Genomic DNA, 22,183 nt, shown 5'->3' with positions numbered 1-22,183 from the left:
CCGCGGCGAGCCGGGTTCAGCGTCACTTGGGGGCCGGCGTCTGGGAGACCCGGTGGTCGGTCAGGTGCAGGTCGCCGTTGAGCGGGCCCTTGAGCACCTCCAGCACCTTCAGCGGCCCGAGCACCGTCCACTTGGGGCCGACCAGGTGCGGGTTGTACTCGGGCGCCTGGTCCATCCACTGGTCCTTGAGCTTCTCGGTCTTGAAGGTGTTGACGAAGAACTCGCCGTCCTTCGTCTTGCAGAACGCGGTGCGCATGTCCTCGGCTTCCACCTGCATCTTGGGCTTGCAGCCGACCTTGGCCGAGATCTGCTCGACGGTCATCGGCTGCGGGCTGGGCGGCGCGGCATCGCCTGCTGCGACGTAGTCGTTCCAGCCGCCTCCCGATGAGCAGCCGGCGACCAGTCCGGCCAGCAGCGCGAAAGCGGCCAGACGTGGAAATGTCGTCATGTGCGAGGGTACGCACCCTCATGGCCTCCGGTTCACCCGCAGCGCGTACAGGTCGGACGGTGAGATCGGCATGCGGTCGATCGGGATGCCCTCGGCGTCCTCGACGGCCGAGGCGATGACCGCCGACACCGGGATCACCCCCGCCTCCCCCGCGCCCTTGACGCCGAGCGGGTTGAGCGGCGACGGCGTCTCCAGGTGGCCGGTCTCGATGCGCGGGATCTCGGTCGCGTACGGCATGAGGAAGTCCATGAACGAGGCGTTGACGAGCTGGCCGTGCTGGTCGTAGATCATCCGCTCGTAGAGGGCGCCGCCGATGCCCTGGGCGACGCCGCCGTGGATCTGCCCCTCGACGATCATCGGGTTGATGAGCCGGCCGCAGTCGTGCACCACCGCGTACTTGACGACCTTGATCTCGGCGGTGTCGGGGTCGGTCTCCACGATGGCGGCGTGCATGCCGGCCGCGAACGTGGAGCGGATCGGCGAGTAGTAGTCGCGCCCCTCCAGTCCCGGCTCGTCGCCCTCGGCGACCGGCGGCTTCTCGGGGTCCGCGGCGCCGCTGAACTGGGTGGCCCTGGCCGCCTCCTCGTCGAAGGCGTACCTGAGCGGGTTGGCGAGCACGGCCACCGTGGACAGCGGAATGGACGCCGACGGCGTGCCGGCGACGTGCACGACCCCGTCGGTGACGGTCAGGTCGGCCGGGTCGGCCTCCAGGGCGTCGGCGGCGATGCGCAGCGCCTTCTCGCGGACCTTCCTGCAGGCCAGCGCGATGGCGTTGCCGCTGACGACGGCGGCCCTCGATGCGAAGGTGCCGACCGCGTACCCGAAGCGGCGCGTGTCGCCGGTGACCACGCTGACCCGCTCGATGGGGACGCCCAGCTCGGCGGCGGCGATCTGGGCGAAGGCCGTCTCGTGGCCCTGTCCCTGCGAGGTGAGCCCGGTCGAGACGTGCACCCGGCCGTCGGAGGTGACCTGCACGTGCCCGCCCTCGTACGGCCCCACGCCGGTGCCCTCGACGTAGCAGCCGATGCCGATGCCGCGCCCCGGACGCCGCTCGAAGGAGTCCCAGCCGATCAGCTCCTTGATCATGCGGAGCATCTCGGGGTAGTCGCCGCTGTCGTAGATGAGCGGCCGCCCGTCCTGGAAGGTCATCCCCTGGTCGTACGGGAACTCGTCGGGCCGGATGAAGTTGACCGCCCGCACCTCCGTGCGGTCCTTGCCCAGATAGCGCGCGATCTTGTCGAGCGTGCGCTCCATGCAGAACACGCCCTGCGGCCGCCCGGCACCGCGATACGGGGTGACCTGCACGGTGTTGGTGTAGACGGCGGTGAACTCGACCCGGTAGGCGCCCGGCTTGTACGGCCCGAGCAACTGCGTCGAGGTGACGATCGGGACGATGATCCCGTAAGGGGTGTAGGCCCCGTGGTCGTGCAGAATCGTCACATCCAGGCCGAGCAGGCGGCCGTCGTCGTCGAAGCCGACCCGTACGTACTGCACCTGGGCCCGCTCGTGCGCCGACGACACGAAGTGCTCGCGGCGGTCCTCGGTCCACTTGATCTCGCGGTTCAGCGTCATCGCCGCCCACGGCACCAGGATCTCCTCCGGCCACGGGTGCACGATCTTGACGCCGAAGCCGCCGCCCACGTCGGGCGCGATCACCTCGACCTGCGGCAGCGGCAGGCCGAGCGCGGCGGCCACGGCCATCCTGACGCTGGTGGAGGTCTGGGTGCTGGAGTAGACGCGCAGGTCGCGGCCGTCCCAGCGGGCGTACACGCCGCGGCCTTCCAGCGGCATGCTGGCGCTGCGCTCGATGTCGAGACGGAACGCGAGGGTGTGCGGGGCGCTCTCGATGGCCTCCCTGGCGGCGCGCCCGTCGGCGGACTGCACCTCCTGGACGAGGTGCGCGCCGACGTTGCCCGGCACGTCCTCGTGCACGAGCTGCGCCCCCTGCACGGCCTCCTCCAGGCCGACGACGGGTTTCAGCGGCTCGTAGTCGACCCGGATGAGCGCGCAGGCGTCCTCGGCGGCGTACCTGTCGGTCGCCACCACCATGACGACGGGCTCGCCGACGTGCCTGACGACGTCCCTGGCCAGCGGGTACGCGGTGCGGCCGTGGGTGAGCGCCGGGTGCGGGATCAGCAGCGGCAGCGGCCGGCCGACGCGTTCGGGCAGGTCCTCCCAGGTGTAGACGGCGATGAGGCCGTCCACGTCGAGCGCTCCCGAGACGTCGATGTCGCGGATGCGGGCGTGCGCGTGCGGTGAGCGGACGAACGCCGCCGCGAGCGCGTCGCGTCCGAGGTCGTCGAGGTAGCGCCCCTGGCCGGTGAGCAGCCTGGGGTCCTCCCTGCGCGCCACCGGCTCGCCGAGCCACCGTGTGCTCATGTCTCCTCCGCCAGCAGCTCGGCGGCCCGGCGCACGGCCTTGACGATGTTCTGGTAGCCGGTGCAGCGGCACAGGTTGCCCGAGATGCCCTCGACGACCTCCTCGTCGGCCGGTGCCGGGTTGTCGCGCAGCAGCGCGGTCACCGTGCACAGGAAGCCGGGCGTGCAGAAGCCGCATTGCAGGCCGTGGCACTCGGCGAAAGCCCGCTGCACCGGCGACAGCCGCCCGCCCGGACCGGCCAGCCCCTCCACGGTGGTCAGCTCGGCGCCGTCCACAGTGACCGCGAACGTCAGGCACGAGCGCACCGGGCGGCCGTCGAGCAGCACCGTGCAGCAGCCGCAGACGCCGTGCTCGCAGCCGACGTGCGTGCCGGTCAGCCCGAGGTCGTGCCGCAGGCAGTCGGACAGCAGGCGGCGCGCGGGTACGCGGGCACGGCGGGCCGTGCCGTTCACGACCAGCGTGATCTCGTGCAGGGTGTCGTTCTGCTGAACGGTCTCATGCGTCACCGGCCCGCGCCCCCTCCCGCGCCGCCTCGCGCAGCGCCCGTTCGGCCAGCACGCCCACCAGGTGCCGCCGGTAGGCGGCGGTGGCGTGCAGGTCGTCGTCAGGATCGGTCGCGGCGCGTACGGCGGCCGCCGCCCCCGCGAGGTCGTGCGCGTCGTCCAGGTCCACCACCACCGGCACCGGCCCCACCCCGATGCAGGCCAGCCGCGCCCGCCCGTCCGGCGTGACCAGCGCGCACACCCCGGCCAGCGCGTAGTCGCCGTGCCTGCGCGCCACCTCGTGGAAGGCCGCCCCCGCGCCCTCCTCAAGGGCGGGGAAGAACGCCGAGACGGCCAGCTCGCCCGGCCGTACCGCCGACTCCATGGGACCGGTGAAGAACTCGGCGGCCGGCACGTCGCGTACCGACTCGGCGCCGTCGCTCCACCGGGCCAGCCGCACGTGACCGCCCAGCACCGCCAGCACCGCGGGCAGCTCGGCGGCCGGGTCGGCGTGCACGAGGCTGCCCACCACCGTGCCCCGGTTCCTGATCACGGGGTGGGCGACCAGCCTGAGCGCCTTGGTCAGCAGCGGGTGCGCGCCCGCTCGCTCGGCGTCGGAGTGCCGGACCAGCGCGCCGACGCGTACGCCCTCCGCCGTCACCTCCAGGCCGTCGAGCCCGGCCACCCGGTTGATGTCCACCAGGTGCGGGGGCGCGGCCAGCCGCATGTTGAGCATGGGGATCAGGCTCTGCCCGCCGGCCAGCACCTTCCCGCCGGCCGCCGCCACCTCCGCGAGCGTCCGCAGCGCCGCGCCGACGTCGCGCGGAGCGTGGTAGGTGAACGGCGGCGGTTTCACGCCTCGCTCCGTACGGCATCCGGGCTGCGCCCGGCGATGGCGCGCAGCAGGTGGTAGCCGCCCAGCACCACGATCGTGCCGAGCGCGATGCCCTCCAGGATGAAGTCGCCTCCGATGGCGTGCTGTACCGGTCCGATGGCCAGGATGATGCCCGCCCCGATCGGAACCATGTTCACAGGATCGGCGAAGTTCACCCGGTTCTCGATCCAGATCTTCGCGCCGAGCAGGCCGATCATGCCGTACAGGATGACCGTGACACCGCCGAGCACACCGCCCGGCGTGGCCGCGACCAGCGCGCCGAACTTCGGGCAGAGCCCGAACAGGATCGCGATCAGCGCCGCGATGTAGTACGCCGCCGTCGAGTAGACCTTCGTGGCCGCCATCACGCCGATGTTCTCCGCGTACGTCGTGGTCGGCGAGCCGCCCACCGCGCTGGTGACCACGGTGGCGACGCCGTCGGCCGTCACGGCGCGGCCCACGTACGAGTCCACGTCGGTGCCCGTCATCTCCCCCACGGCTTTGACGTGCCCCACATTCTCCGCGATCAACGCGATCACGGCGGGGAGCACGAGCAGCACCGCAGAGGTCTTGAAGTCGGGGGCATGGAAGTCCGGCAGCCCGAACCAGTCGGCCTGCGCCACCGCGTCGAAGCTCACCCGGTCGTGCGGGAACGCCGTGGCCACGCAGTACGTGCCCTCGGCCTGGCAGGGCGCGCCCGACGCGTCGCGCAGGTTCGCGCCCGGCAGCACCGACGTGATCGGCCCCGCCGTCACGTCGAGCACCCACGACAGCACGAACCCCGCCACCAGCCCGATCAGCACGCCGATCCGCCCGATGAAGCCCTTGAACAGCACGATCACCAGGAACGTGATGATCATCGTGACCAGCGCCACCCAGTGGTCCTGCGGCCAGTAGGTGTCCGCGACCACGAACGCCAGGCCGAACCCGATGAGCATCACCACCGCGCCGGTCACCACCGGCGGGAAGATCCGGTGGATGATGCCCACCCCGAGGAAGTGGATGGCGAGCCCGGCCAGCGCCAGCACGAACCCGGCCACCAGGATCGCGCCCGTCACGATCGCGTCCGCGCCGGCCGTGTCGCCGCCGGCCGCCGCCCTGATGGCGAACACGCCACCGACGAACGACGCGCTGGTGCCCAGGTAGCTAGGCACCTTCCCCTTGACGATCAGCAGGAACAGGATCGTCGCGACGCCGGACATCATCACCGCGACGTTCGGGTCCAGCCCCATCACCAGGGGGAAGACGAACGTCGCACCGAACATCGCGATGACGTGCTGCGCGCCGAACCCCACCATCCTGGGCCAGCTCAGCCGCTCGTCCGGCCTGACCACCTCGCCGGGGGCCAGATGCCTGCCGTCACCGTGTTTGGTCCATCCCACAACCATGGCAAGCCCCTCTTGTGCTGGGCGCTGGGCAGGCGACCCGTACCGTTGCGGGCACATTAGGCCGGACGGCACGTACCCACACGGGCATGATCTGCCAAATCTGCCCCGCCGACCAGAGCCAACATCGCGCACATGCGCCGGCCCGCCCTGTGAGGGGTGTCATGAGAGGGATGTCAGGGGTCGTCTACGAGGAGACGGGCTCCCTGCGCACGGCGCGCAGCAGGTGGTAGCCGACCAGCAGCACGATCGTGCCGAGCGCGATGCCGCTCAGCGCGAACGTGTCCGTGATCGGGAACGCCACCGGGCCGACCGCGCAGATGATGCCCGCGCCCGTGGGCACCAGGTTGCCCGGGTCCGACAAATTCACCCGGTTCTCGATCCAGATCTTCGCGCCCAGCAGGCCGATCATGCCGTACAGGATGGTCGTCACCCCGCCCAGCACGCCGCCCGGCGTGGCCGCGATGAGCGCGCCGAACTTCGGGCAGAGCCCGAACAGGATCGCGATGACCGCCGCGATGTAGTACGCCGCCGTCGAGTAGACCTTGGTGGCCGCCATCACGCCGATGTTCTCCGCGTACGTGGTCGTCGCCGAGCCGCCGACCGAGGTCGCCACCACCGTGCCCACGCCGTCGGCCATCACCGCCCGGCCCATGTAGGCGTCCACGTCCGCGCCGGTCATCTCGCCCACGGCCTTGACGTGCCCGACGTTCTCCGCGATGAGCGCGATCACCACCGGCAGCACCAGCACGATCGCCGACGCCTCGAACACCGGCCCGTGGAACGACGGCAGCCCCACCCAGTCGGCCTGCGCCACCGCGTCGAGATTCACCCGGAAGTGCTCGGTGACCTGGCCGCTGTCGTCCGGCGCGGTGATCTTCCCGCCGACGACGTCCCACACATACGACAGCACGAACCCGAAGATCAGGCCGAGCAGCACCCCGATCCGGCCGAGGAAGCCGCGGAACACCCCGATGAACACGAACGTCGCCGCCATCGTCAGCAGCGCCACCCACGGGTCCTTCGGCCAGTAGACGTCGGCCGCCACGTACGCCATGCCGAACCCGATCAGCATGACCACCCCGCCGGTGACGATGGGCGGGAACACCCGGTGCAGGATGCCGACGCCGAGCTTGTGAATCGCGTACCCGCAGGCCGCGAGCACCACCCCGACCGCGAGCAGCGCCCCGGTGACGGTCGCGTCGTCGCCGCCCGCCGCCCTGATCGCGGCCACCGCGCCCACGAACGACGCGCTCGACCCCACGTAGCTCGGGATCTTGCCCTTGACGATCAGCAGGAACAGGATCGTCGCGACGCCCGACATCATCACGGCCAGGTTCGCATCCAGCCCCATGACCAGCGGGAACACGAACGTCGCACCGAACATCGCGATGACGTGCTGCGCACCGATGCCCACCATCCTGGGCCAGCTCAGCCGCTCGTCCGGCCTGACCACCTCACCCGGCGTCAGGCGCTTGCCATCGCCGTGCACCTTCCACCCCAACGCCACGCCCGCACCTCAATCTCCGCCTGACCAGCGGGTACTCCACGTAGATATGTCGCAGAGCACAATAGAGGGTGCGCCTTAATTCCAGTACGCCGGGCGCCGATATTCCGCCCCATCCGGCCCGCGCAGCACGTCGGGAAGCTGCCAGCGGCGGATGAGCGCCTGTCCGAGCGGCAACCAGGCGTCGCTGCACCTGCGCAGCCCGTCGGCGCCTTTGCCCGGCGGGAACACGCTGACGATCCTGGTCTTGCTCCCCCTCAGGTCGTCGATCGCCCGGATCTTCTCGATCGGGGCGCAGAGGTCGGTGTCGGCGGAGATGAGCAGCACCACGTCGACCAGGTCGAGCGCCGCGTCCGCCACCATGAAGCTGGCGATGGCGGCGTCGGTCTTCTTCTCCTCATACGAGCGCCATATCCAGCCGCACTCGCGGCACTGGATGGGTCGTTCCTGAAAGCGCCCCAGCACCACCTCGACGCCCCGGCTCCGCACGGCGGCCAGGTAGACGCGCTGGCGCGCCGCCGCCTGCCGGTCGTTGCGCACGATGGCGGTGAAGTAGCAGATGCGCTGCAGCGACTGTCCGTCGCGCAGCAGGTCGCCGGCGAGCCCGGCGAGGTCGAGCCAGAGATCGCGACGGCGGCTCAGTCGCTTGAGCCCGTAGTACAGGTTGAATCCGTCGATGTAGACGCCCACACGCCCGCCGGTGCCATTCGGCTTGTCACGCACAGCCACTATCTCCTAGCATGGAGTCAAGAACGCCCGGCACTCACGTCCCGGGCTTTACGGCCCCCTTCAGGGGGCCGTTTCTTTTGCGGCACCGATGCTAGTAAACGGCGAGTAATGACGTGATGACTTTTCGTGAACGCCTGAGCCGTTACGCCACGCGGATCGAGAACCCGTCGCCGCTGACCACCTGACCGGAGCGGATCTTGGCGCGTTTGCGCAGCTCGACCTCGCCGTCCACCTTCACCAGGCCCTCGGCGATGAGTTGTTTGGCCATGCCGCCCGTCTCGGTGATCCCGCAGTATTTCAGCAGGTCGCACAGCGGGATGTAGTCGTCGCGCAGTTCGAAGTCCACGACCGACCAGCCTAGACGGCGTCAGATGCCGCGCATGCGCAGCACGTGCAGGGCCAGGGTGAGGTTGAGCCGCAGGTGGGGGTCGTCGGTGAAGGTGCCGAGCAGGCGTTCGAGCTTGCCGATGCGGTAGCGCAAGGTGTTGTAGTGGAAGTGCAGCCGGCGGGCGGTCTCGGCGACGTTGAGGTTGGTCTCCAGCAGGACCTGGAGGGTGCGGCGCAGATCGGCGTTCTCGGCGTCGTCGTCGGATGCGAGAGGACCGAGCGTCTCGCGGACGAACGCGTGCAGCTCGTCGGTGTCGTTGACGAGCGACAGCAGCCGGTAGACGCCGAGCTGGTCGAAGTGGGCGACCGCTCCCGGGCCGTGGAGCTGGCGGCCGACGCGGGCCGCCTTGAGCGCCTGCGCGTACGCCTCGGGCAGCGTCTCCGCCCCCGGGCTGGGCCGCGACGTGCCGGTGGAGAAGGTGGCGGGCGGCACGTCGGCGAAGGCGGAGGCGGCGTCCTTGGCGATCCTGACGGCGTCCAGCGAGGCGTCCACGACGGCCACGACCTCGTGGGAGAACCCGGCGACCGCGCCTTCTGGATCGTGCCGCCTGATGGCGGCGGTCCAGCAGGCGACGAGCCGGTCCTGGGCGCTGCGCTCGTCGCCGTCGGGGTCGAGCTCGGCCACGAGGACGGTGACGGGGCGGGCGAGGTTCCAGCCGAACGCGCGCGCCCGTGAGGTGACCCGCTCGGCGGTGCCGGCCCGCCCGGTGAGCACGTCGCGCAGGAAGTCGGCGCGGTATTTGCTCTCGACGGCGTTGACCGCCTCCTGCCGGGTGACGACGAGCGCGGCGACGGTGGCGGCGCGTTCGAGTATGCCGATGTCGCCGTCCCTGATCGCCCCGGACGGGCTGTAGGCGACGATCCTGCCGTGGTGGTGGCCGCCGGCCAGCACCGGTGCGGCCGCGAACGAGCGCGTCCGTCCTGGCTGCGACGAGGCGGGCGGGCCCTCGTGGGTGATCGACTCGCGCAGCACCGTCACGTGCTCGGGCGGCCCGGCGGTGGCCAGCACGCGGCCGGTGCCGTCGACGGCCGCCACCGCCGCGTCGAGGAGCTGGGCCACCTCGGCGGTGACCTCGTTGAGCCCGCCCCCGGCCAGGACCACCTGCACGAGCGCCCGGTGCGCCTCCTCGGCGCGGGCGAGCACGGCGGCCTGCCGGTTGAGTATGTCGGTCAGCACCTGGTTGAGAATGTCGTCGAAGCCGACGTCGTTGGGCAGCAGGATGAGGGGGAAGCCGAGCCTGTCGGCCTGCTCGACCATCTCGTCGGGCAGCTCGTCGACGTACCGGCCGAGCTTGATGGCCAGCGCGGACAGCCCGCGCTCGTCGAGGTCGGCCACCAGCCTGCCGAGCGACTGCGGCGTGTTGCGCAGCGGGTAGCCGGTGGTGAGCAGCAGCTCGTGCGGTTTGACCCAGGCCAGGATGTCGGGCACTTCCATGACGTTGAGCCGCTGCACGATGCGGCCGAGCCCGCTCTCGCCCGCGATCAGCCGCGCGCCCGCGAGGGTGGAGGCGCCGAGCACCTCCCCGACGGATACGCCGTGGATGATCGTGCCGGTGCTGGCGAGGCGGACGGGGGGCTCCATGAGCTGATTGTGACGCGGCGGCCGTCTGTCAGGAAGAGCCAACCTTCCCGCTCACTGTTGGCAAATTTACCCGTACGGAGGGTTCCGGCCGCCGTTCTACGGTCACTTCCAAGGTCGGTTGGGAGGTCAGGTGACCGTCAGTACTCATGCGCGGCGTACCCGCGTGCACGTCACGGGCGCGGCGAGCACGGCGGTGCGCGCGCTGCTGGAGTCCCAGCGGCGCCCCGCGCGGGTGCTCGCGGCCTTTTCCCAGGGCGTCTACCTGGAGGTCAGGACCGAGGCGGAACCGTCGGTGATCGCGGTGATCACGGGTGAGGCCACCCGGCTGCCGAACTCCGTGGTGCTGGCCGGCCCGCTGCCGAACCTCACGATGGGTGACGACGCGGCGGTGGGCGACCGGGCGATCGAGCTGGGCCCGCTGAGCCTGACCGTACGCCGGTGGTGGGATCCGTCGCCGCCCCTGGCCCCGCTGGACCGCGACCTGCTGGCGCGGGCCGCAGACGAGCTGACCGACCCTCCCGGCGCCGGGCTGGCCGGTGACGCCTCCGTTGAGCTGCTGGCCGAGAGCTGCGCGAAGGGGTGGCTGCTCGGCGCGGTGACGGCGGCCGAGCGGCTCGTCGGGCTGGGTCCCGGGCTGACGCCGAGCGGCGACGACGTGCTCGCCGGGCTGCTGGTGGCGCTGCGGCACCTGGGCGGGGCGGCGGGCGCGGGGCGGGCCGTGTGGCTGGCGGACTGGCTGGCGGCGACCGTGACGTACGACGCCCGCACCCGTACGACACCGATCTCCGCCACGCTGCTGCACTGCGCGGCCAGGGGCGAGGCAAGCCCCGAGGTGCTCGCCGTGCTGCGCGGCCTGGCCGGGCGGCAGGCGCTCGCGCCCGCGCTGCGCCGCCTGTACCGGCTCGGCCACACCTCCGGCGCGGACCTCGCGCAGGGCATCGGTATCGGCGCGCGCACCGTGCTGTCGCTCGCGGCCTCCTCGGGAGCGGCGGGATGAGCGAGCCGGTGGTGCTGGTACGGCGGGGCGCCTACCACGACTCGGTGACGCTCATGCGGGTCAGCCGCGCCCTGTCGGAGCTGCCCGGCGTGACGGCCGGCATGGTCGCGATGGCGACGGAGCTCAACGTCTCGATCCTGCGCGACATGGGTTTCCAGGTGCCGGACGCGGGGCCGTCCGACCTGGTGATCGCGGTACGCGCCGACGACGCGGGCCCGGCCGTCGAGGAGGCGGAGCGGCTGCTCACGGCGACGGCGCAGCCGGCCGGGACGGCGGCTTCGGAGCAGCCGCCGCTGACCACCCGTTCGGCCGCCGCCCGCGAACCCGCCGGCCTGGTGCTGGTCTCGACGCCCGGCGAGTACGCCTTCTTCGAGGCGCTGGACGCCGTCGAGGCCGGACTGCCCGTCATGATCTTCAGCGACGGCGTCCCCGTCGAGCAGGAGCGGCGGCTGAAGGAGCTGGCCGAGGCCAAGGACGTGCTGGTCATGGGCCCTGACTGCGGCACCGCCGTGATCGCCGGCGCCGGGCTGGGCTTCGCGAACGTGCTGTCGCCGGGCCCCGTCGGCGTGGTGGCCGCGTCCGGCACGGGGGCGCAGCAGGTGACGTCGCTGCTCGACTGGGCGGGCGTGGGCGTGAGCCACGTGCTCGGCGTGGGCGGCAGGGACCTGTCGGCCGAGGTGGGCGGCCTGTCCACGCGGCGCGCCCTGCGCATGCTCGACGACGACCCGGCCACCGAGCTCATCGTGCTCGTCTCCAAGCCGCCATCGCCCGAGGTGGCGCGCTCGGTGGCGGAACTACCGCTGCGCACGCCGGTCGTACGCGCGCTTCTCGGCGTGAACCGCCCCGATGCGGCGTCGCGCTCCGCAGTGGCGGGCCCCGCGGCGGCGAACCCCGCGGCGGCGGACCCCACAGCGCCGGACCCCACAGCGCCGGACCCCACAGCGCCTGATCTGACTGGGGCTGCCGAGGAGGTGCTGCGGGCGCTCGGCAGGGCCGTCCCCGAGTGGCCCGCCTGGCTCGCGGAGCCAGGCCCGCGCCCCGCCGCCAAAACGCTCAAGGGCCTGTACGCCGGCGGCACGCTGAGCGCGGAGGCCGCGCTGCTCGCCGGCACCGGCGACTTCGTGGACTTCGGCGACGACGCCTACACCAGGGGCCGCGCCCACCCGATGATCGACCCGACGCTGCGCGTGGAAACCCTGTCCCGGGCTGTGGAGACGGACGTGGTGCTCATGGACGTCGTCCTCGGCCACGGCGCCGACCCTGACCCGGCGGCCTCGCTCGCGCCCGCGATCGCCCGTACGCCGGCCACGGTGGTGATCGCCCTGATCGGCACCCGGGGCGACCCGCAGGATGTGGACCGGCAGGCGCAGGCGTTCCGCGAGGCGGGCGCGTCGGTCTTCGTCTCCAACGCCCAGGCCGCCCGCCACGCCAGGAGCCTGCTGTGAGCCCGCGAACCGCCCGCCGCATCAGGAAGCCCGCCGTGAGCCCGCGAACCGCCCGCCACGCCGGGAGTGCGCCCGCACGGCGCGGGCGGGCCCGCGCCGTCCTTCTCGCCGGGAGCCTGTCATGACAGCTCAGCCGCGCCTGCTCGACGGGCCGCCCCGCGTCATCACCGTCGGGGCGGGGCTGCTCGACGAGGCGCTGCGCGCACAGGCCGTGCCGACGACACCGGTCGCGTGGCGTCCGCCGCTGCCGGGCACCGCCGAGGCGCTGGCCCGGGTGCTCGCCGATCCGCGCAGGCAGGAGGCCAACGCGGTGGCCGTCGGGCGGCTGACGTCCGCCCGCCCGCACCTGGTGGGCGTGCGGCGGGCGTCGGGGGTCCTCGAACCCGGCGTGTTCCTGCACGCGGGCCCGCCCATCACGTGGGAGCGGGCGTCGGGGCCGATGCGCGGCGCGCTGATCGGTGCGATGCTGCTCGAAGGTCTCGCCGCCGACGAGGAGGACGCGGCGGACCGGCTGGCGGCGGGCGCGGTCGAGCTGCGCCCCTGCCACGAGCACGGCGCGGTCGGCCCGATGGCGGGCGTGGTGAGCCCGTCGATGTGGTTGTTCGAGGTGCGCGACGCCGAGCACGGCGGCACCGCGTACTGCTCGCTCAACGAGGGCCTGGGCAAGGTGCTGCGCTACGGCGCGTACGGACCCGAGGTGCTCGACCGGCTGCGCTGGATGGACCAGGTGCTGGGCCCGGCGCTGGCGGGGGCGCTTGAGCGTACGGGGCCGATCGACCTGCGCGCGCTGATCGCGCAGGCCCTGCAGATGGGCGACGAGCTGCACAACCGCAACCGCGCGGCCACCTCGCTGCTGCTGCGCGAGCTGGCCCCGGCGATCGTGGAGGCGGCGCCCGGCGAGGCTGCCGAAGTGCTGCGCTTCATCAACGGCAACGACCACTTCTTCCTGAACGCGGGCATGGCCGCGGCCAAGGTGAGCACCGACGCCGCCCGCGACGTGCCCGGCTCGTCGCTGGTGGTGGCGATGGCGCGCAACGGCACCGACTTCGGGGTGCAGGTCTCGGGGCTGGGCGGGCGCTGGTTCACCGGGCCCGCGGGGGTGCCGCATGGGCTCTATCTCGGTACGTACGGCCCCGAAGACGCTAATCCGGACATCGGCGACTCGACGATCACGGAGACGTCGGGACTGGGCGGTTTCGCGATGGCGGCGGCGCCGGCGATCGTGCGGTTCGTGGGCGGCGAGGTGGCGGACGCGGTGCGGGCCACGCGCTCGATGTACGAGATCACGCTCGCCGAGCATCCCGTCTACCAGATCCCCGGTCTCGGCTTCCGCGGCACGCCGGTCGGCATCGACGTCGCGCTGGTGGCCCGGACAGGGCTGTTGCCGGTGGTCAACACGGGGATCGCGGGCCGGGTCGCGGGCACGGGGCAGGTCGGCGCGGGCCTGGTCGAGCCGCCCGTCGAGGCCTTTGTGAGAGCGCTCCACGCGCTGTCCGATATGCGTAAGTGATCCATTTTATTACTGATATTTCCGCATGTCAGGAATGGTGTCAGCGCGCCTCGCCTTCCCTTGTTCATTTACCGCCGATATCGTGACGATCCTCCATAATCTGCAAGTAGCGTGAAGAACGCACGTGACGGATGAGGCGAGATGGGGGCGGAAGATGGCAGCCGACCGCTTGCTCAGCGGACCCGGCCCAGACGGGGGCACCACGGGAGGCGGCGCTCCGCAGAGCCAGGGACGCTTGATCGGCAGGCGTTACCGGTTGTTGTCGCCCGTGGGCAGGGGCGGCATGGGCATGGTGTGGCACGCCCATGACGTGCTGCTCGACCGTGACGTCGCGGTCAAAGAGCTGATCCTGCCGTACGGGCTGGACAACGCGGGCAGGCAGATCGCGCACCGGCGCATGCTGCGCGAGGCCAGGTCGGCCGGGCGGCTCACGCATCCCGGCATCGTCACCGTGCACGACGTGGTCGAGGAGGACGGCCGGCCCTGGATCGTGATGGAGCTGGTGCGCGCGTGGTCGCTGGAGCAGGCCGTACGCCAGAGCGGCCCGCTGCCGGTGGTCCAGGCGGCCGAGATCGGCATCCGGGTGCTCGACGCGCTCAGGCACGCGCACGCGGCGGGCATCCTGCACCGCGACATCAAGCCCGGCAACGTGCTGCTGACCTCCGACCGGGTGGTGCTGACCGACTTCGGCATCGCGGCCATCGAGGGCGATGTGACGATCACGCAGACCGGCCTGCTCATGGGCTCGCCCGCGTACATCCCGCCGGAGCGGCTGTCGGGCCAGCCGATCGGTCCCGCCGCCGACCTGTGGTCGTTCGGCGCGACCCTGTACACCGCGGTCGAGGGGCGGCCGCCGTACGAGGGGCCGGACCCGGTGGCGGTGCTCGGCGCGGTGCTGACCCAGGAGCCGACCAAGCCGCAGCGAGCGGGCGCGCTGCGGCCGGTGATCGAGGGCCTGCTGCGTAAGAACCCGGCCGAGCGGCTGACCGTCGACCAGGTCATGGAGATGCTGGAGGCGGTGCTGCGCGCGCACGGCGCGCCGCGGCCGCGTACGCCGGAGACGCTGCCGAGCCCGACCGACTCCACGCCGGCCTGCTGCCGCCGCTGGAGCCGCCGTCCGGGCCGCTGCCCTCGCGCATCGTGGAGACGCCGTCGGGGCCCGTGCGGGTGCCGTACGACCCTGTGAGCAGCCCGTCGGGCGGGCACTCGATGCCGTACGAGGGGATGACGAGCCCGTCGGGCAGCCACCGTACCGACCGGCTGCCGCAGCCGCCCGCCACCGGCGACGCACCCGGCACCTATGACTCACTGGCCGGCTCGTCGGGGCCGTATCCTTCGAGCGCGTCCGGGCCATACGACTCCCTGGCGAGTTCGTCCGGTCCTTACACCTCGGCCGGGGGCTCGTCCGCGCCGTCGTACGACTCGCTCAGCAGCCCGTCCGCGCCGTCGTACGACTCCCTCGGCGGATCGTCCGCGCCGTCGTACGACTCCCTCGCAAGCTCGTCCGGCCCCTACGACTCCCTGGGCGGCGCGTCGGGACCGCAGCAACCTCCGTTCGGGGCGTCGGGACCGCAGCAGCAGCCGTTCGGCGCGCCGCCGCCCCCGACTCCCCCGGCCCGCGACTTCGACGACGACCTCGACGGCGGCAGCGGCCCGCGCCCGCAGCCGATACTCCCCCTCACCACCGACAGCCGCACCTCGGGCGCCGCTCCGTGGCCGCTGCCCACGCCCGACGACCTGGCCGACTTGTCCAGGAACATCAGCGCCGAGGTCAGCAAGGGCAGCCTGACATCGCTGCCGCCGGTCGAGCCGCGTACCGGCAAGAGCCGGCGCAGGCGAGAGGACGACGAGGGGCTGTGGATGCGCGGCGGCCGCCCGACGCCGCTGGCGATCGGCAGCTCCGTGGCGGCGGTGGCCGTCGTCGCGGGGGCCCTCGCGGTCGTCCTGACCGGCGGCTCCGGCGAGGCCCCGGTGTCCGCCGCGCCGTCGGCCGCGAGCACCGCCGCACAAGCGGGCCGGCCGTCTCCGGTGCCGAACGGCTACAAGGAGCACGCCGGCCCCAGGTTCACCGCCGCCGTGCCGCAGGACTGGAAGCTGTCGGTGGCGGGCGGCGTGGCCACGTTCAGCGGGCCGAAGGACTCGAACATGCGGATCGTGGTCGAGAAGGCCGTCCCGCAGCCCGACGGCGGGGTGGCCGAGCTGGGCAAGCTGGAGGCCGAGGGCGGCAGGGAGAACTACATCCAGGTGCGCCTGCAGGCCGTGAAGTACCGGGGCACTCCGGCCGCCGACTGGGAGTACACCTACACCACGGACCAGGGCGTCCCCATGCACGCCCTGGTCAGGTACGCCGCGCTCGGCACCGAGCTGGCCCACAAGATCACGTTCGACCTGCCCGATCTGCGGTGGGACGAGCAGGCGGCGACGCGGAAGGTGTTCCTGGACACGTTCCAGCCCGTCGCCTGACGTATTGCATCGATCAGTCCAAAACCGGTAGCATGCGGTGCATGGCACGGCCGAGGAAGTTCGAGGAGGACAAGGCGATCGAGGCGGCGATGCGCGCGTTCTGGAACGCGGGCTACGAGGCCACCTCGACGCAGGACCTGTGCGCCGCGACCGGCCTCGGCCGCAGCAGCATCTACAACACGTTCGCCAGCAAGCACGATCTGTTCATGCGCGCGCTGCGCCACTACATGGACGTGCACAACCGATCGCTCGCCGAGCTGATGGACAGCGACCTGCCGATCAAGGAGAAGGTCAAGACCGTGCTCTGGTGGGCGGTCGAGCCCGCCCCCGACGAACCAGCCGGCTGCATGGTGGTCAACGCCAGCATCGAGCTCGGCCCCCGCGACCCCGAGATCGCCGCGTTGCTGCGCCACGACAACGCCAAGCGCATAGAGCTGCTCAGGTCCGGCATCGAGGCCGCGCGCACGCGCGGCGAGGTGGACTCGGGGCATGATCCGCTGGCGCTGGCCCGCTTCGTCGCCGCCACGGTCAACGGCCTGCGGGTGATGGCGCGGGCCGGCGCCGACAAGCAGACGCTCGAATCGACGGCGAACGTCGCGCTGAGCGTCTTCTGATTTTTTCATGCCCGGTTTTTGTACTGATCAATTCAAAATGAAGGAGGTAGCCATGCCATTGGCCATCTATATCCTCGGCCTGTCGATCTTCGCGCAGGGCACGTCCGAGCTGATGCTGGCCGGGCTGCTGCCCGGTATGGCCACCGACCTCGGCGTGTCCATCCCGGAGGCGGGCCTGCTGATCTCGGCGTTCGCCATCGGCATGCTGGTGGGCGCGCCGCTGCTGGCCGTCGCCACGCTCCGGATGCCGCGCCGTACGGTACTGCTCACGTTTCTCGCGATCTTCGCGCTGTCCCACGTGGCGGGCGCGTTGACCGCCGACTACGCCGTGCTGTTCGCCACCCGCGTGATCGGCGCCTTCGTGTACGCGGGCTTCTGGGCCGTGGCCGCCGCCACCGCGATCGGCCTGGTGCCGGCCACCTCCCGCGTCAAGGCGATGAGCGTGCTGGCCGGCGGGCTCACCGTGGCCACCGTCGTCGGCCTGGCCGCGGGCACGCTGATCGGCCAGCACATGGGCTGGCGTGCGGCGTTCTGGGCGGTCGCCGGGCTGACGGTGCTGGCCGCGATCGGCGTGCTCGCCACCATCCCCGGAGGCCGCCCCGACGCGGACGACGCCCCGAGCGCGGCCACCGAGCTGCGCGCGATCGCCAGGCCGCGGGTCCTGCTCGCCTACGGCATCACCGCGCTGAGCACCGGCGCGCTGCTCGCCTGCTTCAGCTACCTGAGCCCGCTGCTCACCGACGTCACCGGCCTGGACGAGGTCTGGGTGCCCGTGGTGCTCGGCCTGTACGGCGTCGGCTCGCTGATCGGCATCACGCTGGGCGGCAGGATCGGCGATGCCCGGCCGTTCCCGCTGCTGTTCGCCGGCATCACCGGTCTCGTGCTCACCTCGGCCGCCCTGTGGCTGTCCGCCGGCGTCGCCGTGCTGGCGATCCCGCTGGTCTTCCTGCTCGGCGCGTTCGGCTTCAGCACCAACCCGGCGCTGAACGCCCGCCCCTTCGCGCTGGCCAAGGGCGCGCCCACGCTGGCCGCCGCCTTCAACGTCTCCGCCTTCAACGTCGGCATCACCGCCGGGCCCTGGGCAGGCGGCCTGGCGATCGACGCCGGGCTCGGGTACGCCTCGGTCGCCTGGATCGGCGCCGCGATCGGCGTCGCCGCCCTCGCCGCGGCCGCGCTGTCGGCGGCCCTGGAGCGCCGCGAAAACCCCCTTCGGCAATCGCCTGAGGTGGAGATACGGTCTGCCGTATGAAGCTGGCGAGCATCTCGTACTATCCCGTCAAATCCACCACGGGTCATGAGGTGAGCGAGGCCGACGTGCTGCCGTGGGGGCTGGCCGGCGACCGCCGCTACCTCATCGCCGACGCCGACGGCCGCACCCTGACCGCCCGCGTCGAGCCGCGGCTGCTGTCCATCGTCCCCCTGCTCGACGGTGACACGCTCACGCTGACGGGGCCGCACGCCGAGCCGCTGACCGTGACCCCATCCCCCGCCGCACTCTCCCCCGTCACCCTGTGGGGGCGCGAGGTGGAGCTCACCGACTGCGGCGAGGACGCCGCCGCGTGGCTGACGGCTCTGGTCGGACGGCCGGTGCGGCTCAAGTGGCTGGACGACCCCCGTCGTCGTCCCGTCGACCCGGACTACGGGCGGCCGGACGATCGGGTCAGCCTCGCCGACGGCTTCCCGCTGCTGCTCACCTCGGCGGCCTCGCTCGCCAGGCTCAACGACTGGATCACCGAGGACGCGCTCGAACGCGGTGAGGAGCCGCCCGCGCCGCTGACCATGCGCAGGTTCCGGCCGAACGTGGTGGTCGACGGGATGCCGTTAGAGCCGTTCGCCGAGGACGAGTGGAAGCGGCTGCGCATCGGCGAGGTGGAGTTCCGGGCCGTCAAGGGGTGCGCGCGGTGCGTGCTCACCACCATCGACCCCGACACCTGCGACAAGGGCAAGGAGCCGATCAGGACGCTGTCGCGCTACCGCAAGCGGGACGGCAAGGTCTGGTTCGGCGTCAACATCATCCCGGACGGCCCGGGTCACATCGCCGTCGGCGACCCGGTGACGATCCTCTGACACGGTGGCGGATCCGCCCAGCCCCGTCTGCTCGGCGAGCCGGTGGATCCGCCCGGCAAGTGGATCCGCCCGGCAAAAGGCGCAATCGGCGCGGCGGCGCATCCGTCCGGCAGAAGACGCGACCGGCACGGCGGCACACCCGCCCGGCAGAAGACGCGACCGGCACGGCGGCACACCCGCCCGGCAGGAGGCGCGGCCGGCACGGTGGACACCCGCCCCGCAGGAGGCGCGGCCGGCACGGCGGCACACCCGCCCCGCAAGAGGCGCGCTCGGCCTGGGCCGGGCATCCGCCGGAAAGAGGCGCACTGTCCCCTATGGGGTGTTGTTAGGGGTTATGCGAGACTTCACGCGTGACCAGTGCCCCCACACAATCCACCGCACCCCTTCCCGAGCGGATCGTCCGCATCCAGCGCCGCACGCTGGCGGTGCTCTCGGCGTCGCAGATCGTGGGCGGCGTGGGCGTCGCCGTCGGGCTCGCGCTCAGCTCCGTCGTGGTGGACGAGCTGTCGGGCTCGACGGTGATCAGCGGGCTCGCGGGCACGGCCACGGTGCTCGGCGCGGCGCTGCTCGCGCTGCCCACCGCCAGGGCGGCGGGCCGTGGCGGGCGGCGGGCCGGGCTGTCGCTCGCGTACTTCGCCGCGCTGGCCGGCTGCCTGGTCTCGGTGCTGGCGATCAGCCTGCGTACGTGGCCGCTGCTGCTGGCCGGGCTGGTGCTGGTCGGCGGCGGCAGCGCGGCGAACCTGGCGGCCCGCTACTCGGCCACCGACCTGTCGCCGCGCGACCGCTCGGCCCGGCACCTGTCGCTGGTGGTGTGGGCCTCGACCATCGGCTCGGTCGCCGGTCCCAATCTCGCCGAGCCCGCCGACGAGCTCGGCGTGGGGCTCGGGCTGGTGGAGAAGGCGGGGCCGTTCGCGTTCGCGGCGCTGGCCTTCGGGCTGGCGCTGGTCGTCGTACTGGGGATGCTGCGTCCTGACCCGCTCGCGCTGGCCCGCGAGCTGCACGGCACCCGCGAGGAAGGCGGCAAGCGCCGGGGCATGATCCGCACCGGCCTGCAGGCGCTGCGCACCACCCCGATGGCCCGCCACGCCCTCGTCATGATCGCGGTGAGCCACACGGCCATGGTGTCGGTCATGTCGATGACCCCGGTCAAGCTGCACCACGACGGCTCGAACCTCGACGTCATCGGCCTGGTGATCAGCCTGCACATCGCCGGCATGTACGTGCTGTCGCCGGTCGTCGGCTGGCTGGCGGACAAGGCGGGCAAGGTGCCGGTGCTGGTGCTCGGCATGGCCCTGCTGGTGAGCGCCGCCGCGCTGGCGGGCACCGCCGGGCACCGCGTGTGGCAGGTGACGGCGGCGCTGGTGCTGCTCGGACTCGGCTGGTCGTGCGGGCTGGTGGCGGGCTCGGCGCTGGTCAGCGAGTCGGTGCCGCTGGAGCGGCGGACCGCCGTCCAGGGCCTGTCCGACCTGCTGATGAACGTCTGCGGCGCCACCGGCACGATCGTCGCGGGCGCCATCGTGGGCCTGCTCGGCTACGGCGTGCTCGGGCTGGTCGTCGCCGTCATGGCCGGGCTGTCGGGCCTCTGGCTGCTCGCCGTACGTCGCCGCACCGCCCCCTGAGCCCGCACCGCACCCTGAGCCCGCACCGCACCCTGGGCCCGCACCGCGCACCCTCCGGCTGCGGGCCCAGACGGGCTGAGGCGGTATCCGCGACGATGCGGCCGGGGTGTCACTTGGCGTCGGCGTAGCAGGAGACGGCGACCGCCTCCATCGGGAAGCGCACCGGCGTCCGCCCGAACAGCAGCCTGGTCGCCTCGGCCGCCGCCACCCCGACCGCCGCCGTGACCTCCTCGGCCTGCTCGGCGGGGCAGTGGACCATCACCTCGTCGTGCTGGAAGAACACCAGCCTGGCCGGCTCGGGCAGCCGCCCGCGCAGCACGGCGAGCAGCGCGAGCGCCCACTCGGCTGCCGTGCCCTGCACCACGAAGTTGCGGGTGAAGCGGCCGCGGTCGCGGGCCGCCCGCGCGCCCTCGGGCCCTGCGACCAGCTCCTTCCACCGCGCGGACGGCGGCGGGCAGGTGCGGCCGAGCCAGGAGCGTACGAGCCGGCTCCTCCCCCGCCTTGGCCGCGTCCTCCACGAACTGGTACGCCTTGGGGAAGCGCTGCCGCATGACGGCGAGCAGCCGGGAGGCGTCGCCGCTGGTGCCGCCGTACATGGCGGACAGCATCGCGATCTTGGCGTGCGCCCGCTCGCCGCCGAACGACTTCGCCAGCGCGGAGTACAGGTCGATCTCCCCCGCCGCCTCGGCGAGCCGCCCGTCGCCGGCCATCGCGGCGAGCACTCGCGGCTCGAGCTGGGCGGCGTCGGCCACGACCAGCACCCACCCGTCGTCGGCCAGCACCGCCCGCCGCATCGCCTTCGGGATCTGCAGCGCGCCGCCGCCGTTGGTGGCCCACCGGCCCGACACCACGCCGCCGACCACGTATTCGGGCCGGAACCGGCCTTTATGCACCCATTGGTCGGCCCACGCCCAGCCGTGCGCGCTGTGCAGCCGCGCCAGCTCCTTGTACGCCAGCAGCGGCGCGACGGCCGGATGGTCGATCTGCTTCAGCTCCCACGACCTGGTGGTCTTGAGCGAGATGCCCGCGCCCTTGAACGCCTTGATGAGCTGCTGCGCGGAGTCGGGATTGACCGGATGGCCGAACGCCGCCGCCACCTCGTCGGCCAGCGCCTGCAGCTTGGCCGGCCGCATGCCGTGGACGGGACGCGGCCCGAGCAGCTCGGTCAGCAGCGCGTCGTGGACGTCTTTGCGCCACGGCATGCCCTCGTGGGACATCTCGGCCGCCACCAGCGCGCCCGCGGACTCGGCCGCGACCAGCAGCCGGAACCGGCCCGGCTCCGGCAGCGCGGCGATGCGCCTGAACTGGTCGTCGAGCACCTCGGCGACCAGCTCGGCCGACGGCGGCTCGGGCGCGAACAGCGTGCCGGGCTCGCTCGGCCGCTCGTCGGGCACCGGCAGGCCGTGCAGCCTGGCGTGGGCGGCCCTGGCCGAGCGCGGCTCGTCGTGGCGGCCCTCGTAGGCGAGCAGCAGCCGCTCGGTCAAGGCGATGTCGTGGCAGCGCCCGACGCGCACGCCCCGCTCGATGAGCGGCGGGTACGCCTCGCGCGTGTCGGCCCACACCCACCGGGGGGACTCGGCCGCCTCCAGCTCGCGCACCGCGTCGGCCAGGACGGCGGGACGGCGCGGCGCGCCGCCGACCGGCAGCACCGTGTCCCCCGCGAGCACCACGTACACGCCACCAGGGTGCCAAACG

General features: G+C 72.5%; 18 protein-coding genes and 1 pseudogene. 9 read left to right on the top strand and 10 right to left on the bottom strand.

Going from position 1 to position 22,183, the window contains the following annotated elements; all coding sequences use genetic code 11:
* Positions 1–22: 22 nt before the first annotated feature.
* The 9 genes from WBK31_RS05795 to WBK31_RS05755 form a co-directional block, all read right to left on the bottom strand.
* On the bottom strand, positions 23–448 hold the full coding sequence (locus WBK31_RS05795) for a hypothetical protein (RefSeq protein ID WP_364067457.1): 426 nt from the start codon (positions 446–448) through the stop codon (positions 23–25).
* A gap of 18 nt (positions 449–466) precedes the next feature.
* Positions 467–2,827 (bottom strand): aerobic carbon-monoxide dehydrogenase large subunit, encoded by a 2,361-nt coding sequence (cutA, locus tag WBK31_RS05790; RefSeq protein ID WP_364067455.1) that lies wholly within the window; start codon positions 2,825–2,827, stop codon positions 467–469.
* A complete protein-coding gene (locus WBK31_RS05785) occupies positions 2,824–3,333 on the bottom strand; it encodes a (2Fe-2S)-binding protein (protein ID WP_364067453.1) in 510 nt (169 codons plus the stop codon). The genes cutA and WBK31_RS05785 overlap by 4 nt, the downstream gene beginning before the upstream one ends.
* Entirely contained in the window at positions 3,323–4,165 is an 843-nt protein-coding gene (locus WBK31_RS05780) for an FAD binding domain-containing protein (protein ID WP_364067452.1), read from the bottom strand. Before WBK31_RS05780 ends, WBK31_RS05785 begins: the two co-directional genes overlap by 11 nt.
* Entirely contained in the window at positions 4,162–5,571 is a 1,410-nt protein-coding gene (locus tag WBK31_RS05775; RefSeq protein WP_364067451.1) for a solute carrier family 23 protein, read from the bottom strand. Before WBK31_RS05775 ends, WBK31_RS05780 begins: the two co-directional genes overlap by 4 nt.
* Before the next feature lie 184 nt (positions 5,572–5,755).
* Positions 5,756–7,078: a solute carrier family 23 protein gene (locus tag WBK31_RS05770; protein WP_364067450.1), complete on the bottom strand. Its 1,323-nt coding sequence runs from the start codon at positions 7,076–7,078 to the stop codon at positions 5,756–5,758.
* A gap of 75 nt (positions 7,079–7,153) precedes the next feature.
* Entirely contained in the window at positions 7,154–7,798 is a 645-nt protein-coding gene (locus WBK31_RS05765; RefSeq protein ID WP_364067449.1) for an NYN domain-containing protein, read from the bottom strand.
* A gap of 148 nt (positions 7,799–7,946) precedes the next feature.
* Positions 7,947–8,150, bottom strand: a complete 204-nt coding sequence (locus WBK31_RS05760) for an RNA-binding S4 domain-containing protein (protein ID WP_364067447.1) — start codon at positions 8,148–8,150, stop codon at positions 7,947–7,949.
* A 21-nt stretch (positions 8,151–8,171) separates the two neighbouring features.
* Positions 8,172–9,773: a PucR family transcriptional regulator ligand-binding domain-containing protein gene (locus tag WBK31_RS05755; protein ID WP_364067446.1), complete on the bottom strand. Its 1,602-nt coding sequence runs from the start codon at positions 9,771–9,773 to the stop codon at positions 8,172–8,174.
* A gap of 130 nt (positions 9,774–9,903) precedes the next feature.
* On the opposite strand from WBK31_RS05755, the gene WBK31_RS05750 reads away from it, so the two are divergent.
* The 9 genes from WBK31_RS05750 to WBK31_RS05710 all read left to right on the top strand — a co-directional run bounded on the left by WBK31_RS05750 (position 9,904) and on the right by WBK31_RS05710 (position 20,488).
* Positions 9,904–10,770: a DUF2877 domain-containing protein gene (locus tag WBK31_RS05750; RefSeq protein ID WP_364067445.1), complete on the top strand. Its 867-nt coding sequence runs from the start codon at positions 9,904–9,906 to the stop codon at positions 10,768–10,770.
* Positions 10,767–12,215 (top strand): FdrA family protein, encoded by a 1,449-nt coding sequence (locus WBK31_RS05745; RefSeq protein ID WP_406674429.1) that lies wholly within the window; start codon positions 10,767–10,769, stop codon positions 12,213–12,215. The genes WBK31_RS05750 and WBK31_RS05745 overlap by 4 nt, the downstream gene beginning before the upstream one ends.
* 121 nt (positions 12,216–12,336) lie before the next feature.
* On the top strand, positions 12,337–13,725 hold the full coding sequence (locus WBK31_RS05740) for a DUF1116 domain-containing protein (RefSeq protein ID WP_378784428.1): 1,389 nt from the start codon (positions 12,337–12,339) through the stop codon (positions 13,723–13,725).
* A gap of 235 nt (positions 13,726–13,960) precedes the next feature.
* Positions 13,961–14,911 (top strand): serine/threonine-protein kinase, encoded by a 951-nt coding sequence (locus tag WBK31_RS05735; RefSeq protein WP_406674428.1) that lies wholly within the window; start codon positions 13,961–13,963, stop codon positions 14,909–14,911.
* The gene (locus tag WBK31_RS05730; protein ID WP_406674427.1) at positions 14,866–16,188 is read left to right on the top strand and encodes a hypothetical protein; all 1,323 of its coding nucleotides are present in this window, start codon (positions 14,866–14,868) and stop codon (positions 16,186–16,188) included. Before WBK31_RS05735 ends, WBK31_RS05730 begins: the two co-directional genes overlap by 46 nt.
* Positions 16,189–16,229: 41 nt before the next feature.
* Positions 16,230–16,802 (top strand): TetR/AcrR family transcriptional regulator, encoded by a 573-nt coding sequence (locus tag WBK31_RS05725; protein ID WP_364067440.1) that lies wholly within the window; start codon positions 16,230–16,232, stop codon positions 16,800–16,802.
* 52 nt (positions 16,803–16,854) lie between these two features.
* Entirely contained in the window at positions 16,855–18,051 is a 1,197-nt protein-coding gene (locus WBK31_RS05720; RefSeq protein ID WP_364067438.1) for a Cmx/CmrA family chloramphenicol efflux MFS transporter, read from the top strand.
* Entirely contained in the window at positions 18,048–18,869 is an 822-nt protein-coding gene (locus WBK31_RS05715) for an MOSC domain-containing protein (protein WP_378784433.1), read from the top strand. The genes WBK31_RS05720 and WBK31_RS05715 overlap by 4 nt, the downstream gene beginning before the upstream one ends.
* 350 nt (positions 18,870–19,219) lie before the next feature.
* Positions 19,220–20,488 (top strand): MFS transporter, encoded by a 1,269-nt coding sequence (locus WBK31_RS05710; protein ID WP_406674426.1) that lies wholly within the window; start codon positions 19,220–19,222, stop codon positions 20,486–20,488.
* A gap of 109 nt (positions 20,489–20,597) precedes the next feature.
* On the opposite strand, the pseudogene WBK31_RS05705 reads toward WBK31_RS05710, so the two are convergent.
* A pseudogene (locus tag WBK31_RS05705) lies at positions 20,598–22,164 on the bottom strand (bifunctional 3'-5' exonuclease/DNA polymerase).
* Between the last annotated feature and the right edge of the window lie 19 nt (positions 22,165–22,183).

Origin of the sequence: Nonomuraea sp. N2-4H, assembly GCF_045291505.1 — a bacterium.
GTDB lineage: Bacteria > Actinomycetota > Actinomycetes > Streptosporangiales > Streptosporangiaceae > Nonomuraea > Nonomuraea fastidiosa.
The sequence above is the reverse complement of the archived record's forward strand: the minus strand, read 5'-3'. Positions and strand labels throughout refer to the sequence as shown.

Bases quoted from the DNA above. Each gene is read 5' to 3' on its own strand.
- WBK31_RS05715 (WP_378784433.1), top strand. From the start codon at position 18,048: ATGAAGCTGGCGAGCATCTCGTACTATCCCGTCAAATCCACCACGGGT.
- WBK31_RS05745 (WP_406674429.1), top strand. From the start codon at position 10,767: ATGAGCGAGCCGGTGGTGCTGGTACGGCGGGGCGCCTACCACGACTCG.
- WBK31_RS05720 (WP_364067438.1), top strand. From the start codon at position 16,855: ATGCCATTGGCCATCTATATCCTCGGCCTGTCGATCTTCGCGCAGGGC.
- WBK31_RS05725 (WP_364067440.1), top strand. From the start codon at position 16,230: ATGGCACGGCCGAGGAAGTTCGAGGAGGACAAGGCGATCGAGGCGGCG.
- WBK31_RS05740 (WP_378784428.1), top strand. From the start codon at position 12,337: ATGACAGCTCAGCCGCGCCTGCTCGACGGGCCGCCCCGCGTCATCACC.
- WBK31_RS05755 (WP_364067446.1), bottom strand. From the start codon at position 9,773: ATGGAGCCCCCCGTCCGCCTCGCCAGCACCGGCACGATCATCCACGGC.
- cutA (WP_364067455.1), bottom strand. From the start codon at position 2,827: ATGAGCACACGGTGGCTCGGCGAGCCGGTGGCGCGCAGGGAGGACCCC.
- WBK31_RS05775 (WP_364067451.1), bottom strand. From the start codon at position 5,571: ATGGTTGTGGGATGGACCAAACACGGTGACGGCAGGCATCTGGCCCCC.
- WBK31_RS05795 (WP_364067457.1), bottom strand. From the start codon at position 448: ATGACGACATTTCCACGTCTGGCCGCTTTCGCGCTGCTGGCCGGACTG.